Annotated in this window: 12 protein-coding genes, 1 pseudogene and 1 riboswitch; of the genes and pseudogenes, 4 read left to right on the forward strand and 9 right to left on the reverse strand. The window is 74.3% G+C overall.

The window, feature by feature from the left end:
• From F8279_RS25640 to F8279_RS25670, 7 genes and pseudogenes are all read right to left on the reverse strand, one after another.
• Positions 1 to 596, reverse strand: a pseudogene (locus F8279_RS25640) (ATPase); the annotation flags it as partial.
• Positions 597 to 633: 37 nt separating this feature from the next.
• On the reverse strand, positions 634 to 1,128 hold the full coding sequence (locus tag F8279_RS25645; protein WP_091426019.1) for a hypothetical protein: 495 nt from the start codon (positions 1,126 to 1,128) through the stop codon (positions 634 to 636).
• A gap of 45 nt (positions 1,129 to 1,173) precedes the next feature.
• A complete protein-coding gene (locus F8279_RS25650) occupies positions 1,174 to 1,935 on the reverse strand; it encodes an ATP/GTP-binding protein (protein WP_175438829.1) in 762 nt (253 codons plus the stop codon).
• Positions 1,913 to 2,362: a DUF742 domain-containing protein gene (locus tag F8279_RS25655; protein ID WP_091425515.1), complete on the reverse strand. Its 450-nt coding sequence runs from the start codon at positions 2,360 to 2,362 to the stop codon at positions 1,913 to 1,915. Before F8279_RS25655 ends, F8279_RS25650 begins: the two co-directional genes overlap by 23 nt.
• Positions 2,359 to 2,823: a roadblock/LC7 domain-containing protein gene (locus F8279_RS25660; RefSeq protein WP_013288866.1), complete on the reverse strand. Its 465-nt coding sequence runs from the start codon at positions 2,821 to 2,823 to the stop codon at positions 2,359 to 2,361. Before F8279_RS25660 ends, F8279_RS25655 begins: the two co-directional genes overlap by 4 nt.
• The gene (locus F8279_RS25665; protein ID WP_091425513.1) at positions 2,820 to 5,675 is read right to left on the reverse strand and encodes a nitrate- and nitrite sensing domain-containing protein; all 2,856 of its coding nucleotides are present in this window, start codon (positions 5,673 to 5,675) and stop codon (positions 2,820 to 2,822) included. Before F8279_RS25665 ends, F8279_RS25660 begins: the two co-directional genes overlap by 4 nt.
• The gene (locus tag F8279_RS25670; protein WP_091425511.1) at positions 5,662 to 6,840 is read right to left on the reverse strand and encodes a hypothetical protein; all 1,179 of its coding nucleotides are present in this window, start codon (positions 6,838 to 6,840) and stop codon (positions 5,662 to 5,664) included. Before F8279_RS25670 ends, F8279_RS25665 begins: the two co-directional genes overlap by 14 nt.
• A gap of 374 nt (positions 6,841 to 7,214) precedes the next feature.
• On the opposite strand from F8279_RS25670, the gene F8279_RS25675 reads away from it, so the two are divergent.
• The 3 genes from F8279_RS25675 to F8279_RS25685 all read left to right on the forward strand — a co-directional run bounded on the left by F8279_RS25675 (position 7,215) and on the right by F8279_RS25685 (position 11,593).
• Positions 7,215 to 10,079 carry an alpha/beta fold hydrolase gene (locus tag F8279_RS25675; protein WP_151501309.1) on the forward strand — a complete coding sequence of 955 codons (2,865 nt, stop codon included), beginning with the start codon at positions 7,215 to 7,217 and terminating at the stop codon, positions 10,077 to 10,079.
• A complete protein-coding gene (locus F8279_RS25680) occupies positions 10,079 to 10,996 on the forward strand; it encodes an ABC transporter permease subunit (protein WP_091425509.1) in 918 nt (305 codons plus the stop codon). The genes F8279_RS25675 and F8279_RS25680 overlap by 1 nt, the downstream gene beginning before the upstream one ends.
• Before the next feature lie 150 nt (positions 10,997 to 11,146).
• Positions 11,147 to 11,593 (forward strand): DoxX family protein, encoded by a 447-nt coding sequence (locus F8279_RS25685; protein WP_091425507.1) that lies wholly within the window; start codon positions 11,147 to 11,149, stop codon positions 11,591 to 11,593.
• Positions 11,594 to 11,648: 55 nt separating this feature from the next.
• Here the strand turns inward: F8279_RS25685 and F8279_RS25690 are convergent, their stop codons facing one another.
• Positions 11,649 to 12,326: a DUF4232 domain-containing protein gene (locus F8279_RS25690; protein ID WP_225853411.1), complete on the reverse strand. Its 678-nt coding sequence runs from the start codon at positions 12,324 to 12,326 to the stop codon at positions 11,649 to 11,651.
• Between the two features lie 7 nt (positions 12,327 to 12,333).
• The gene (locus F8279_RS25695; RefSeq protein ID WP_091425503.1) at positions 12,334 to 12,642 is read right to left on the reverse strand and encodes a helix-turn-helix transcriptional regulator; all 309 of its coding nucleotides are present in this window, start codon (positions 12,640 to 12,642) and stop codon (positions 12,334 to 12,336) included.
• Between the two features lie 89 nt (positions 12,643 to 12,731).
• Here F8279_RS25695 and F8279_RS25700 point away from each other — a divergent pair, with 89 nt between their 5' ends.
• The gene (locus tag F8279_RS25700) at positions 12,732 to 13,706 is read left to right on the forward strand and encodes a DMT family transporter (protein ID WP_151501311.1); all 975 of its coding nucleotides are present in this window, start codon (positions 12,732 to 12,734) and stop codon (positions 13,704 to 13,706) included.
• A gap of 72 nt (positions 13,707 to 13,778) precedes the next feature.
• A riboswitch (SAM riboswitch) is annotated at positions 13,779 to 13,911 on the forward strand.
• The last annotated feature ends 1,303 nt before the right edge of the window (positions 13,912 to 15,214 follow it).

Below are 15,214 nucleotides of genomic sequence, written 5' to 3' on the forward strand. Positions count from 1 at the left end.
GCCGGGCCGGAGCCGCGGGTGGCGGGGCCGTGTTCCCAGCCCACGACCGTGTCCATGGTGACGAGCGCGCCGACCGCCGGTTCGGCCGACACGACGCTGAGCAGCGTGCTCGTCCAGGCGTACCCGACGGAACTGGCCAGACTGCGCCGCGCGGCCTCGATCAGGCCGCGCACCGCGGCGTCCGGCAGCACGTCCTGCGGGAGCAGCGAGACGTCGTCGCCGCCGGTGACCACCTTGCCCAGCAGTGCGAGCCGCAGCATCTCCGGCGGGACGGCGGCGACCACCGCCGCCGGGCCGGACAGGGTGAGCCGGCGTGCCGGGGTCGCGGGCAGCGGGCTCACCGTGACCTGGCCGCCGGCCCGCAGGCCGAGGTTGCCCAGCAGCAGGTCGTCGGCGTGCAGCAGGGCGCCGCTGGTGCTCGGCTCGGCGGCGGCCGCGATGCCGGCGGTGACCCGGCGGCCGGTCAGGCGTACCGGGTCGCCGGGGCGCAGCGCCAACGCGGTGAGCACCTCGGGATGCAGGCGCACCACGCCGCGGCGGGCGTCGAGCGCGGCCGGCCGCAGCGTCGCGGTCAGGGTCAGGTCGGGTTCGGCCACCCGCCGACAGTAGCCGCCCCGATCATCGGGTGCCGGGTCAGCGCGGACCCGGGTCGTCCAGCAGCGAGGGGTCGCGCCGGATCATCTCGGCCAGCCGGGCCGCCGGGTCGGACTCCAGCGGGTCGTGGCCGGGCGCGGGCACCGTCTTCACCGACATGGGCCACGCCGGCGGCGGCGCGGGCGGCGTCGCCGGGCCCACCGTCACCGCCGCGCCGGACCAGGAGACCCGCAGCGGGTACGCCTGCTCGCCCAGCTCCACGCGCAGCGTCACGGCGAGCCCGGGGTGCTCCGCCACCACCCGGCGGACCGCCTCGGCGACCTCCTCGACCGGGTCACGCCGCACCGGCGCCTCGCCACCGCGCAGCCGGTACGCGCCGTGCCCCGCCCGCCCGTCGCCCGCCTCGTCCGCCGCCTCCACGGGTACGTCCCGCTCGGTCGCCCCGGCCGGCTCACCGGGCATCGGCGCCCGGCGGCGCAGCGCCTCCTCGCGCCGTGCCATCCGGGCCAGTGTCTCGTCCAGATCACCTCTCATGGCGTCCACCCCTTCGCCAGACAACGGATCGAAACGACTGCCGGTTCAGCCTGCCCGGGATCGGGTGGCCCGGTCCAGCGCGCGGTCCAGGACGACGAGCAGGGCGTCCCGTACCGAGAGGCGGTCCCGGGCGTCGAACTGCACCAGCGGCACGTGCTCACCGATCGCCAGCGCCCAGCGGATCGACGGCAGGTCCAGGGCCAGCCGGCCGTCGAAGGCGTTGACGCCGACCGCGAACGGCAGCCCGGACCGCTCGAAGAAGTCGATCGCCGGGTAGCAGTCGTCGAGCCGGGCGCTGTCCACCACCACCAGCGCGCCGAGCGCACCCCGGGCCAGGTCGTCCCACATGAACCCGAAGCGCGCCTGTCCGGGCGTACCGAAGAGGTAGAGCTTCAGGCTGCGGTCGATGGTCACGCAGCCGAAGTCCATGGCGACGGTGGTGGTGGTCTTGCCGGCGACCCCGCCCGGGTCGTCGATGCCGATGCCGGCGGTGGTCATCTCCGCCTCGGTGGTCAGCGGAGCGATCTCGGAGATCGCGCCGACAGTGGTGGTCTTGCCGACCCCGAACCCGCCGGCGATGAGGATCTTGACCGGGATCGGCGGCCGGGGCGCCGGCACCCGGCTGACGATCGGGGCCGGCTCGGACGGCGGCACACCCGGCGGCAGGTACGGCAGCGGCGGCGTGGGCGGGGGCGGCGTGGCCCGGCCGATCAGCGGCGCCGGGCCGCCGTAGCGGCTCGGGGCGCTGTTGGCGGACGGCCCGCCCGTGGCGGCCGCCGGCCATTCAGGAGATCGCACGAAGTCCATCAATCACTCGCAGGATGATGTCGGGATCGAGGGCGTCGTCGACGTCCGCGACGTGCACGTCGAGATGGCCGGCGGCCCGGAGGTCGCCGACCAGCACCCGGGTCACCCCGAAGTGCATCCGGGTCCGGGCGGAGATCTCGGCCACCGAGACGGGCTCGGCGCAGATCGCGACGATCGCCGCCAGCTCCGGGGCCAACCGGGCGGTCACCGCCCACGATGTGCTGCCCGGATTAGCGGTGACCTGGGTCTCCAGGCCGATCGCCGGGTCGCCGTCCACCCGTCCGGAGGTCAGCACGAAGGGGCGTGGGCCGGTCGGCTCCCCGTCGCCCGCGTCCGGCTCCGGAACCGGAGCGGACGCGTGCAGGAAGGGGCGGATCCGGACGCCGGGTTCCGGCTCCGGGTCCGCGCCGGCGGCCCCTGGGATCATTGCTGTACGGCGTTCTTCAGCTCGGCGATCAGGCGCGGACTCAGGGCGCCGCCGGCGCGGCCGGCGAACAGCGTCATCTCGTACGCCACGGTGCCCAGGTTGGCCGTGCGGTCGGCGACGACGCCGAGCACCGAGCCGCTGCTGATCGCGCTGATCAGCAGGTAACCCTCGGCCATGTCGACGATAACCCGGTTGAGCGCGCCGAGCGCGTACCAGCTCGCCGCGCCCCCGGCGAGGCTGGTCATGCCGGAGACCACGGCCGCGAGTCGTTCCGCGTTGGACCGGTCCTTGATCGCGGACATGGCCATCAGCAGCCCGTCCGAGGAGACCGCGATCGCCTCCATCACCCCGGCGGTGCTGGAGGTGAAGGAGTCGAGCAGCCAGTTGAAGGTGCGTGCCTCGGGACTGAGGTCGCCGGTGGTGCTCTGTTCGACGTTCTCGTGGAGGAAGGGGCTGGTCACCGTGATGGGTCCTCTTCGTAGCGGCGGTCGGTACTGACTTCGCGCAGAGCACGGGCGACGCCCGCCTCGAACTCGCTGATCCGGTTGCGGACCTCGACGGGGTCGCCGGGGTCGGAGCTGGTGGGCACGGACTGCGCCGGGGAGACGGACAGGTTCGCGCCGGGCACCCGGCGGCTGAGCCGGGGCCGTTCCGCAGCCGGAGGCGCGTGGTCGACGTCGTCCTCGGCCCGCCGTACCCCGTCCTGGAACGCCTCGACCAGGGCCCGGACGCTCGACGGGTCCGCCGGTACGCCGATCAGCGGCCCGCCGGTGGCCGGACCGGCCGGTCCGGCCACCGGCGGGGCGGCCGGCAGGTTCGCGCCCGGCACCCGCTGCCGGATCGGCGACCGGGTACCGGGCCGGCCGGCGGGCGGCCCGACCGGGTTCGGTCCGGTCGGCGCCGGCACGGCCGTGGGTGGCGCGGCCGGAGCCGTCGGGCGGGCGGTACCGGGCGGCGGCACGAGCCCCGGACCGTGCTGCGGCGCGATCGCCGGGCGGTGCTGTGGCGCGAGCCCGGGACCGTGCTGTGGCGCGAGCCCGGGACCGTGCTGCGGGGCGAGCCCGGGACCGGCGGGCGGCGGCGCCGGGCGGGTGGCCGGCGGCGTCAGGGTCGGGCCGGCCGCCGGACCGGCGGCCGGGGGAGCGGCCTGGGCCGGGCCGACGACCGGTGTCGGCGGGGAGACGTGCCCGGGACGCGCCGCCGGTCCGGACGGCCGGAGGGCCGGCGGTACGGCCGACGGCGGCCAGACCGGCGGCGGACCGCCGGTGGCCGGACCGGCGTCCTCGTCCGCCTCCGCGGTGTCGGCCTGGCTGCCGAAGGCGTTCCACGGGTCGCCGCTGGACATGCTGCGTGTGGCCCGGGTCAGCAACTCGGCGTCGAAGCCGGCCGGCGCCTCGACGGCCGGTGGCTCCGGCTCGCGGGCGCCGGGCACCGCGGCCCGGCCGGCGCTGACGCCGACCGGCTCGGGACGGCGGATCACGAGCGAGGCGCCCGGGATCTCCAGGGCGGCGGTGACGCCGCCGCCGGGGGTGTGGCTCAGCCGGACGCTCCAGCCGTGCCGCCGGGCCAGCCGGCCGACCACGAACAGGCCGAGCACCTCGGTCGGGGCGAGGTCGAGGCGTTCCCGCCGGGTGAACCGGGCGTTCTCCTCGACCATCCGGTCCTCGGTCAGGCCGATGCCGTGGTCGACCACGACCAGTCGTGCCCCGCCGTCGGTCAGCTCACCGGTCACCACCACACGGGTGTGCGGCGGCGAGAACGAGGTGGCGTTCTCCATCAGCTCGGCGAGCGTCAGCACGAGGTCGCCGGCGATGGCGGGGGACGCCGCCACACCGGGCGGGACCTCCACGTCGACGCGGGTGTAGTCCTCGATCTCGCCGAGCGCGAGCCGGACCACGTCGGCCAGCGGGACCGGCGCCACGTGGCCGTCCGAGCCGGTGGCGCCGGAGAGCACCACCAGGCTGCCCGCGTTGCGGCGCAACCGGCTGGAGATGTGGTCCAGCCGGTAGAGGTGCTCCAGGCGGCCCGCGTCGGTCTCCTGCCGTTCCAGCCGGTCGATGAGCGCGATCTGGCGGCCGACGAGGTTCTGCGTACGCCGGCCGACGTGGCCGAACATCTGCGCCACGTTGCGCCGCCCGGCGACCTGCCGTTCGACCAGCCGGGCGGCGGTGTGCTGCACCCGGTCGAACGCGCGGGCCAGGTCGCCGATCTCGTCCCGGGCGCTGATCTCCACCGGGTCGAGGCGTACCGGGGGGACGGTCTCGGACTCGTCGTCGGCGACCCGGGTCAGCTCGGCCTCGGTGACCCGGGCGACCCGCTCGGCGGAGCGGGTGAGCCGGCTCAGCGGCCGGGCCACCGTACGCGCCACAGTCATGCTCAGCAGCACCACGACGAGCAGGATCGCCGCCGCCGTCAGGCTGACCAGCCAGGCTGCCGTCAGGGCCTCCCGTTCCCGGGCGCGGGTCTCCGCGATGACGTCCGCGACGACCTTCTTCTCCACGAACTGGCCCAGCGTGATCATCGACCGGGCCGACGGGAACAGCACGTCCAGCGGCACCGGCGCGATCGCCTTGTCCGGATCCCGGAGGCTGTCCACCAGGAACGTCGGGCTGGTCCGGGCGGCCACCGCCGCGTCGTCCAGCTCGGCCACCTTCAGCTGCTCGGGCGTGATCAGCTTGCGGAACCGCCGGTTGTCGACGTTGAGCCCCGCCATGCAGGCCACGAAGGACCGGGCCACCTGCGGGTCGCCTGTCGCCTTCACCAGCACGATCTGCGTGGTGCACGAGCTCAGTGCCTCGTCGACGCGCAGCAGCGAGTCCAGGGCGAGCACCTGTCGTCCGGCCGCGGTGTCGGTGTCCACCCGGAAGGGCAGCCGCAGCGCGTCGATCAGGGCGGTGTCGACCTCGCCGAAAACGGTCAGGATCTGCTGCGGCGTGGCCCGGCCGCCGAGCGTGGCGTTGCGGACGTCCTCCAGCCGGCGTACCCCGTCGAGGCTCTCGCGGACGGCCGCGGGCAGCGGCTCGGCGCGCAGGTCGGCGACCCGGTCGTCGACGGTGGCCGATTTCTGGATCAGCTCGGTACGGCTCACCCGCCCGAGCAGCAGCCCGACCGAGAGCAGGCGTTCCTGCTGGAGGTCCTGGACCAGGCTGCCGACCCGGCTGGCGACGCGGACGGTCTCGGCGGTGTCGGCGGCCTGCCGGGCGGCGGTCACCCGGTCGATGACGACCGGTACGGCGAGCCCGACCATGCTGAGCAGCGGAATGATCACCAGCAGGGCGAGCTTGCCCCGGATGCGTAACCTACCGAGCAGCATCGAACGGCCTCCACCGGTCGGCGTCGCCACCGTGCCCCACCGCGACCGGCTGGCGGTCGGCCCCGGGCGCGGTGAGCGGTGGTTCCGGGTGGACAGTGGGCGGCGACGCGGCCTCGGCCGGTTCCCGGCGCGCCGGGGTGGCCCGGGACCGGTCCCGGCGCAGCGCTGCGACGTGCAGCGCGACGATCCCGGCGATCAGCGCCAACGCCGCACCGGCGGCGATCCGCCCCAGCAGCCGGTCCCGCTCCAGGGCGTCGAGCCGTTCCCGCAGCAGCGCGTCGAGCTGGTCGAGGATGACCGTGCGGAGCTGCTTGGCGGCGTTCTGCGCGCTGATCCCGGCGCGGGTGAGCTGGTCGGTGCCCGGCGCGGCCCGGCCGGCGCCGGGGGCCGAGTAGACGGCGAACGTCTCCAGTGAGCGCTGGTACGTGTCCAGCGGGGTGAGCACGTTGGCGCCCAGGTCGGTGCTCTCCGAGCTGTCGACCGCCGACCGCAGGTCGGCGACCAGGTCGGTGGCGGGACCGAGCGCGGACACGCGCAGCTCGGCCAGCTCCGCGCCCACCCGCGCGCGCTCGGCGGCGGGGCGCTTGGCGGACAGCCGGGCCAGGTCGACGAGGCGGCCGGCCAGCACCGTCGCGGTGGGCAGGTCCCCGCCGATGCCGTCCTGGAGGAAGAACGAGTCGGAGCGGGGGTCGCGGATCAGTCCGGAACTCTCCCGAACCTTGCGGTAGAGGGCCAGGAGCAGGTCGGACGCCTCGCCGTAGGCCCGGTACGCGGCCTCGGGGTCACCGATCCCGCGGTCCGGCAGCGACTCCAGCTTGGCCCGCAGACCGGCCCAGCGTTCGTGCGTGCGCAGCTCGTCGCCGACGGCGTTGTCCACCTCCGCGACGCGCTCGATGGCGGCGGCGAGCGAGGCCCGGGAGACGGCCCCTTCGGCGACGGCGATGGCCTGAGCCTCCACCAGCGCGTCGGTGATCGGCCCGAGGGCGCGCAGGTAGCGGACGCCGAGCCGTTCCCGGCTCGCCAGGTCGTGGTCGTCGGCGAAGTCGCGTTCGGCCTGGACGAAGATCAGCCCGAGCGGGGCCAGCAACGCCAGCACCAGCACCAGGGCGAGCGTACGGCCCGGTACGGCGGGCCGCCGACGGACCCGCGACGCGGGGACTGTCATGGTGTGTCTCCTCCGGCGACGGCGGGGCGATCGGTGCCCCGGGAGGTCGCCGTACGCAGTCCCGTGCACCGGACCGGAAAAGTAGCCGAACCGGACGCGGGTGGGACCTCGGCCGATGAGTCGGCTTCACGTCAGTCCACTTTGGGTGACCCTGTGTCAGGGCGAATGGTACGTAGCGTGTGATCGTGTTGCCGAGAAGTGACATCGACGATGGTTTGCGCCCGTAGATGTGAATTCACATGATCCGAATACGTCCCGCTGGGACGCTCTGGACCTTTGGCGGATGACGGACGCTACGCGACGATCGGCGCAACCGGACAGACGTACGGCGGATCTCAGCGAATGCTCAGCCGTCGGCCCGTACCGTGTGGCGCATGAGATCAACCGCCGCGCGGCTCCGGCGCGCCCTGGCCGGCCGTCCGCGCCGCACCGTCGCCGCAGTGGCGGTGGTCGTCCTCGTGGCCGCGGCGCTGGTCTGGGTGGCCCGGCCGCAGGGCGCGGACTTCCGGACCGAGCCGGCGTTGGTGACGGTGCGCTCCGGGCCCTCCGGCGACGAGCCGGTCGACCTGGACACCACGCTCTACCTGCCCGAGGACGCCTCCTCGTCCAACCGGGTGCCGGCGGTACTGCTGGCGCACGGCTTCGGCGGGACCAAGGACTCGGTCCGCTCCGACGCCGAGGACCTGGTCGCCCGCGGGTACGCGGTGCTCACCTGGACCGCCCGCGGGTTCGGGCGCAGCGGCGGTCAGATCCACCTGGACAACCCCGACTACGAGGTGCGGGACGCGCAGCGGCTGCTCGACCGGCTCGCGCAGCGGCCGGACATCCGCCTCGACGCGGCCGGCGACCCCCGGGTCGGTGTGGTCGGCGGCTCGTACGGCGGCGGCCTGGCCCTGCTGCTGGCCGCGCAGGACCAGCGGATCGACGCGATCGTCCCGATGATCACCTGGAACGACCTGTCCCGGGCCTTCCTGCCGGAGAACAGCGGCCGGCAGCCCACCGACGGCGTGTTCAAGAAGGGCTGGGCGGGCATCTTCTTCGGCGGCGGCGGGAACGCCGGATCCGGCCCGGCCGGGCTCTCCGGGGCCACCGCCGCCGCACCCGAGGGCGCACCGGAGTCCGCCGGCCCGCCGAGCCCGCAGCCGGGCGCCGGGCCGGGCACCGGTTCCGGTCGCGCGCCGGCCGGCGCCGCCGACCCGTCCTGCGGGCGCTTCGCGGCCGACGTCTGCGCCGCGTATCTGCGCATCGCCACCACCGGCCGGGCGGACGCGGCGGCGGTCGAGCTGCTGCGCCGGTCGTCGCCGGCCGGCGTGCTGGACCGGATCAAGTCGCCGACGCTGCTGGTGCAGGGCGAGGCGGACACGCTCTTCCCGCTGGCCGAGGCGGACGCCAACGCCCGCGGTATCGCGGCGGCCGGCACGCCGGTACGGGTCGCCTGGTTCACCGGCGGCCACGACGGCGGCTCCGGACCCACCTCCGACTCCGACCGGGTGAAGTTCCTGACCGCGCAGTGGCTCGACCACTACGTCAAGGGCGACGGGGCGGCGCCCGGCGACACGTTCACGTTCTCCCGGATCGCCGGGTTCGACGCGCTCGACCGGGGCCTGGTCGCGACCGGCTTCCGTACCGCCGACTATCCGGGCCTGACCGGCGACGGCCGCCGCGAGGTGACGCTCGCCGGCCCGCCCCAGCCGGTCGCCGTACCGCCGAACGGCAACCCGGCGGCCATCTCCTCGGTGCCGTTCGCGGGCGCGCTCGGCTCGCTGCTGGACGGCGTCGCCGGTGACATCCCCGGTCAGCACGCCCGCTTCGAGTCGGCGCCGCTGGACGAGCCGGTAGACGTGGTGGGAGCGCCCACCGTGCGGATCAGGGCCGCCTCACCGACCGGCGAGGCGGTGCTGTTCGTGAAGCTCTACGACGTCGACCCGCAGGGCGCGGCCACGCTGCCCTCCGGCCTGGTCGCGCCGGTGCGCCTGACCGGCCTGCCGGCCACCGTCGACGCGGCCACGCCGGTCACCGTGACGCTGCCGGGGATCGTCCGGCGGGTCGAGGCCGGGCACCGGCTGCGGCTCGTTGTGGCGACGTCGGACCAGGCGTACGCCTCGCCTGCGGAACCGGCCGTGCACGCGGTGGCGCTCGCGGACGGGCCGCTGACGCTGCCCACCGTCGACGCCACGCCGATCCCCACCACCGCCACGATCTGGCGCTGGGCGCTGGCCGGCCTGCTCGCCGCGATCGTGGCCGGGCTCGTCGTGGTCGTGCTGCTCACCCGCCGCCGGCACCGCCGCCAGGACGACTCCGTGCACCCGGAGTACGCGGGCGTCCCGCTCGCCGTGCGCAACCTGCGCAAGGAGTACGCGGACGGTTTCGTCGCGGTCTCCGACGTGGACTTCGAGGTGCACCCCGGCCAGGTGGTCGGCCTGCTCGGGCCCAACGGCGCGGGCAAGACCACCACGTTGCGGGTGCTGATGGGGCTGACCCAGCCCACCGCCGGGGAGATCTACGTCTTCGGTCACCGGCTGGTGCCCGGCTCGCCGGTGCTGTCCCGGATCGGCGCGCTGGTCGAGGGTCCGGGCTTCCTGCCGCACCTGTCCGGCCTGGACAACCTCAAGGCGTACTGGCGGGCGACCGGCCGGCCGTGGGAGGACGCGCACTTCGACGAGGCGCTGGAGATCGCCGGCCTGGGCGACTCGGTGCACCGGCGGACGAAGAAGTACAGCCACGGCATGCGGCAGCGGCTGGCCATCGCCCAGGCCATGCTCGGCCTGCCCGAGCTGCTGGTGCTGGACGAGCCGACGGACGGGCTGGACCCGCCGCAGATCGCCGAGATGCGCCGCGTGCTCCAGCGCTACGCCACCGACGGCCGGGCGGTGCTGGTCTCCAGCCATCTGCTGGCCGAGGTGGAGCAGACCTGCACGCACGCGGTGGTGGTGAACAAGGGCCGGATCGTGGCGTCCGGCCCGGTGGAGGAGATCGTGGGCGAGTCGCCGAGCGTGCTGTTCGAGGTGAGCGACCCGGACGCGGCGCGTGCGGTGCTCGACCGGCTCGGCGGCGTACGGGTGCTGCCCGACGTCGACGGCGGGCTGGTGGTCGACACCAACGGCACCGCCCGAAGCGAGGTGGTGGCCGAACTGGTCCGCGCCGGCATCGGGGTGGACCGGGTGGTGCCCCGGCGCCGCCTGGAGGACGCGTTCCTCGCCCTGGTCGGCGAGAACTCTCGGGGAAGCGGGGACCGGTGATGGCGGGTTCGTCTGTGGCATCGTCGCCTGGCGGCGGCACGTCCGGTACGGCTGGGCCCGGCGCGGGCGGGGCGGCGGCCGGTTACCGGCCCTCGGCCACGCTCCCGTTCGCCGCGGAGTTCCGGCGGCAGGCGTCGCGCCGGCGTACCCAGCTCGCACTGGGGTTCATGGTGCTGCTGCCGCTGATCATCCTGGTGGCGTTCCAGTTCGACGCCGGGGACGACGACGGCGGCGGGCGGGGCGAGTTCTCCAGCCTGGCCGACCTGGCCACCTCGGGCGGGCTCAACTTCACCCTGTTCTCGATCCTGGTGTCCGCGTCGTTCCTGCTCGTCGTGGTGGTGGCGCTGTTCTGCGGCGACACGGTGGCCAGCGAGGCGAGCTGGGGCAGCCTGCGCTACCTGCTCGCCGTGCCGGTGCCCCGGGCCCGGCTGCTCGCGGTGAAGCTGATCGTCGCGCTCGCGTACTCCGGGCTGGCCCTGCTGTTGCTGGCCGGCACCGCGCTGCTCGCCGGCACGCTCCGGTACGGCTGGAAGCCGCTGAGCAGTCAGGTCTCGGCCGAGCTGGCCCCGGCCGACGGGTTGCTGCGGCTGCTCGGCGTGCTCGGCTATCTCGCGGTCGTGCTGCTGGTGGTGGCCGGACTGGCGTTCCTGCTGTCGGTGACCACCGACGCCGCGCTCGGAGCGGTCGGCGGGGCGGTGCTGCTCTGGATCCTGTCCAGCATCCTGGACCAGATCACCGCGCTGGGCGGGCTGCGGAACCTGCTGCCGACCCACTACAGCAGCGCCTGGCTGGGGTTGCTGTCGACACCGATGCAGACCGACGACGTGGTCAAGGGCGCGTTCTCGGCGGTCGTCTACGCCACGCTGTTCTGGGGTCTGGCCTTCTGGCGCTTCACCCGCAAGGACGTCACGAGCTGAGGTGACCGGACGGGGTCGCCACGGATTGATCCGGCCCATATCATGGGAGCGTTCCCACACAATTGTCCCGCCTGCAAAGAAATCGATTAACATCAATCACTAGTCCCGCCATCCTGGACGGCGTCCGGCACCCGTACCAGGAGGTTTCCCATGATCCCAGCGCAGCTGAAAGCCCCCGTGCTGTCCCTGTTCCGCATCGTCACCGGCGTGCTCTTCCTCTGCCACGGCGCCGCCTCGATCTTCGGCGTCTTCGGCGGCAATCCGGCCACCGGCGGGGCGGTGCCGTTCGCCACCTGGCCCGGCTGGTGGGCGGCGCTGATCCAGCTCGTGTGCGGCGCGCTGGTGCTCCTCGGTCTGTTCACCCGGCCGGCCGCCCTGCTCGCCTCCGGCTCGATGGCGTACGCGTACTTCGTGGTGCACCAGCCGGACCACCTGATGCCGATGCAGAACGGCGGCGAGCTGGCCGCGCTCTTCTGCTGGTCGTTCCTGCTGGTCGCGGTGCTCGGCCCGGGAAACTGGGCGCTCGACGCGCTGCTGGCCCGCCGCCGGTCCACCGCGACCGAGCCCGCCGCCGCGCCGGCCACGGTCCCGGTCTGAGCGTTCGCCGCCGAATCAGATCCCGGTCGGGGCGCTCCCGTGCCGGGCTCTGGTTCTACAGCGGATTGACCGGCGGAGTCGTGGGCGGCGGCGTGTCGGCCGGCGTGGGCGCGTCGGCCGGGCCGGGCTTCCGGCGCTCCCACGCGCTGACGCCCAGCCGGCCGGTGTTGCCGAGGTCGATCGGCCCGTCCAGGGCGACCGGGTACGGCGGCCGGCCGGCCACCGGCGCGACGTCGAGTTCCCTGCCGTCGGTCGCCACCACGGTCGGGTCGGTGACCAGGTTCCGCCAGATCAGCGCCGCGCCGGCCCGCTCGCCGGGGGCCAGCACGATCCGGGTGGGCGGGTGGTCGAAGCCGGAGGTGATCGGCTTGGCGCCCGGGATGATCCGCACCTTGATCGGGTCGCCGTCGGCGTCCCGGAGCGTGACCGCCGGATAGCCGCGCAGCTCGTACGGCTGGTCGCCGCAGTTGACCAGTTCCAGGCCCATCGCCCGCAGGCCCATCGCGGCGCTCACCCCGCTCTCGGTGATCGCGATGCCCTCCGGAGAGCAGGTGGCGGTGGGCGTGTGGTCGGCCGTGGGAGCACCCGGCCGCGGCGGAACCGTGGTCAGCGGGTCGATGCCCGTGGGCGGCGGGTCGGGCATCCTCCCGTCCGCGGGCCCCTGCGTCGGGGCGCAGGCGGCCATCAGCGTCACGCCGGTGAGGGCGCCGATCAGGCGCGCCGGTCTCCGCATCCGGCGATCATGCCACTCCGCCGCGCTCGGCGAGGACCGCATCGAGCAGGCCCGGGTAGAGGCGGTCCAGTTCCTCGCGGCGCAACCGCACGTAACGGGTGGTGCCGGCGACCCGGGTGCGGGTCAGGCCGGCCTCGCGCAGCACCTTGAGGTGGTGGCTGCGGGTGGCCTTGGAGACGCCGAACTCGAACGAGCCGCAGGCGTGTTCCCCGCCCGGCGCGAGCGCCCGCACGATCTGGAGCCGGACGTCGTCGGCCAGCGCCGCCAGCACGGCCGTGACCGGCACCTCGCGCAGCTCGGGTTCGTGCAGCTCCATGTGACTACGATAACCCATGTTCGACAACCGTCGAACAAGCTCCTAGAGTCGTGCCGTTGGTTCGACGGTATTCGAACTTAGGAGCTGCGATGCGTTCCCGTCACGCCACCCTCCCGATCTTCGCCGCGGTCAGCTGGGGCGTCATGTTCCCGGTGCTCGCCAGCGCGCTCACCCGCGTGGACGCGCTCAACCTGACCACCGCCCGCTACGTGCTCGCCACCGCCGTGCTGCTCGCCCTGCTGCTGGCCCGCGAGGGGGTCGCCGCCCTGGCCACCCAGCGGCGCGGCGTCGAGGTGGTGCTCCTCGGCGCGCTCGGCTTCGCCGGGTTCAACACGCTGATGAATCTCGCCCTCGGCCACGCCGCGCCGCAGCAGATCGCGCTGTTCGCGGCCACCGTGCCGCTGGTCACCCAGTTCGTCCGCTGGGCGCGCGACGGCGTCCGCCCGCGCCCGGCGCTGCTCGGCATCTCGCTCGTCGCCCTGGTCGGCGTCGGTCTGGTGATCACTCGCGGCCGGCTCGACGGACTGGGCCAGTTCGGCTGGGGCGGGCTGCTCATGATCGGCGCCGTGCTCGGCTGGGCGTTCTACACCCACGGCGCGAGCCGGTTCCCGGAGTGGTCCGCGCTGCGCTACACCACGCTGACCGCCGTCGCGGGCATGCTCGCCATGATCGCCGCCAGCGCCGTCGCCGACCTCACCGGGCTCCAGCACGCGCCGGCCGCCGCCGACCTCGTCGCGATCGCTCCCCAGCTCGCGTACGCGGTGCTGGTCGCCGCCGTCCTCGCGGTCCTGGCGTGGAACACCGGCGTGCGGCGGCTCGGCCCGGCCGACGCCGCGCTGTTCATGAACCTGGTGCCGGTGGCCACGTTCGCGGTGCAGATCCTGCGCGGTTACCGGCCGGTCGCGGTGGAGCTGGTGGGCGCCGGACTGACCATCGCCGCCCTGGTGGCCGCGAACCTCGTCACCCGTACCCGCTCGGCAGCGCGGGCCACGGCGGCGCCGGAGCCGCTCGCGGTGGTGGACCGGCCCGCGGTGGTGGACCCGGTCGCGGTGGTCGGGCGCTGAGCCGGCCCACAGCGTGGGATCCCGAGGTGGCGCGGCCGTGAGCAGCGCTTAGACTCGGCGGCACAACTGAATACCTCATCCAGAGGGGCTGAGGGATACGGCCCGACGACGCCCCGGCAACCACCCGCACGCTCGACGACGAGCGACGGCGGGCAGGTGCCAATTCCGTCCCCGCCGCACCCGGCGATGCGGGGAAAGATGAGAGGAAATCCTCGACATGACGTCGACGCTTCCCGTCGCCACCGGTATCGACACCACCCTCAGCCCGGCCCGCGCCCTGGTCTGCCGTGCCTGTTCGGCGCGGTACCCGCTCGCCGCGCAGCACGCCTGTTACGAGTGTTTCGGGCCGCTGGAGGTCGACTACGACACCGCCGCGCTGGCCGCCGTCACCCGCGAGCAGATCGAGGCCGGTCCGGCCAACATCTGGCGGTACGCGGCGCTGCTGCCGGCCGGTCAGGACCCGGCCACCCGGGTCACGCTCGACCCGGGGCTGACGCCGCTCGTCGCCGCCCCGCACCTCGCGGCCGAGCTGGGGCTCACCGCGCCGCTCTGGGTCAAGGACGACAGCGCGAACCCCACCCACTCGTTCAAGGACCGGGTCGTCTCGGTGGCGCTCACCGCGGCCGGGGCGCTCGGCTTCACCCGCTACGCCTGCGCCTCCACCGGCAACCTCGCCAACTCCGTCGCCGCGCACGCGGCCCGGGCCGGCGTGCCGTCGATCGTCTTCATCCCCGGCGACCTGGAGCAGGGCAAGGTCGTCACCACAGCGGTCTACGGCGGCGACCTGGTCGCCATCGACGGCTCGTACGACGACGTGAACCGGCTCTGCGGCGAGCTGGTGGAGACCGACGAGTTCGAGGACACCGCGTTCGTCAACGTGAACGTGCGGCCCTACTACGCGGAGGGCTCCAAGACGCTCGGCTACGAGGTGGCCGAGCAGCTCGGCTGGCGGATCCCGGCCCAGGTGGTCATCCCGATGGCCAGCGGCGAGCTGCTCACCAAGATCGACAAGGCGTTCGCCGAGCTGGTCGAGATCGGGCTGGTCGAGGCGCCGGCCGGCGGCTGGAAGGTGTTCGGCGCCCAGTCGGCCGGCTGCAACCCGATCGCCACCGCGCTGCACGGCGACACCGACACGATCGTGCCGGTCAAGCCGGCCGGCATCGCCAAGTCGCTGAACATCGGCGACCCGGCCGCCGGGCTGTACGCGCTGGAGGCGGTGCGCCGTACCGGTGGCTGGATGGACTACGCCGACGACGACGAGATCCGTGCGGGTATCCGGCTGCTCGCCCGTACCACCGGGGTGTTCGCCGAGACGGCGGGCGGCGTGACGGTCGCGGTGCTGCGCAAGCTGGTGGAGTCGGGCCGCCTGGACCCGGCTGCCGAGACGGTGGTGTTCAACACCGGCGAGGGACTGAAGACCCTCGACGCGGTGGCCGCCCAGGTCGGCCCCACCCACCGCATCAAGCCGAGCCCCGTCCCTTATACACATCTGACGCTGCCGACGAAGA

Source organism: Micromonospora sp. AMSO1212t (genome assembly GCF_008868145.1).
Classification (GTDB): domain Bacteria; phylum Actinomycetota; class Actinomycetes; order Mycobacteriales; family Micromonosporaceae; genus Micromonospora; species Micromonospora tulbaghiae.

Excerpts from the sequence above, each read along its gene's own strand:
- F8279_RS25645 (WP_091426019.1), bottom strand. The coding sequence starts at position 1,128 with ATGAGAGGTGATCTGGACGAGACACTGGCCCGGATGGCACGGCGCGAG.
- F8279_RS25665 (WP_091425513.1), bottom strand. The coding sequence starts at position 5,675 with ATGCTGCTCGGTAGGTTACGCATCCGGGGCAAGCTCGCCCTGCTGGTG.
- F8279_RS25675 (WP_151501309.1), top strand. The coding sequence starts at position 7,215 with ATGAGATCAACCGCCGCGCGGCTCCGGCGCGCCCTGGCCGGCCGTCCG.
- F8279_RS25690 (WP_225853411.1), bottom strand. The coding sequence starts at position 12,326 with ATGCGGAGACCGGCGCGCCTGATCGGCGCCCTCACCGGCGTGACGCTG.
- F8279_RS25695 (WP_091425503.1), bottom strand. The coding sequence starts at position 12,642 with ATGGAGCTGCACGAACCCGAGCTGCGCGAGGTGCCGGTCACGGCCGTG.
- F8279_RS25650 (WP_175438829.1), bottom strand. The coding sequence starts at position 1,935 with ATGGACTTCGTGCGATCTCCTGAATGGCCGGCGGCCGCCACGGGCGGG.
- F8279_RS25670 (WP_091425511.1), bottom strand. The coding sequence starts at position 6,840 with ATGACAGTCCCCGCGTCGCGGGTCCGTCGGCGGCCCGCCGTACCGGGC.
- F8279_RS25655 (WP_091425515.1), bottom strand. The coding sequence starts at position 2,362 with ATGATCCCAGGGGCCGCCGGCGCGGACCCGGAGCCGGAACCCGGCGTC.
- F8279_RS25700 (WP_151501311.1), top strand. The coding sequence starts at position 12,732 with ATGCGTTCCCGTCACGCCACCCTCCCGATCTTCGCCGCGGTCAGCTGG.
- F8279_RS25680 (WP_091425509.1), top strand. The coding sequence starts at position 10,079 with ATGGCGGGTTCGTCTGTGGCATCGTCGCCTGGCGGCGGCACGTCCGGT.
- F8279_RS25685 (WP_091425507.1), top strand. The coding sequence starts at position 11,147 with ATGATCCCAGCGCAGCTGAAAGCCCCCGTGCTGTCCCTGTTCCGCATC.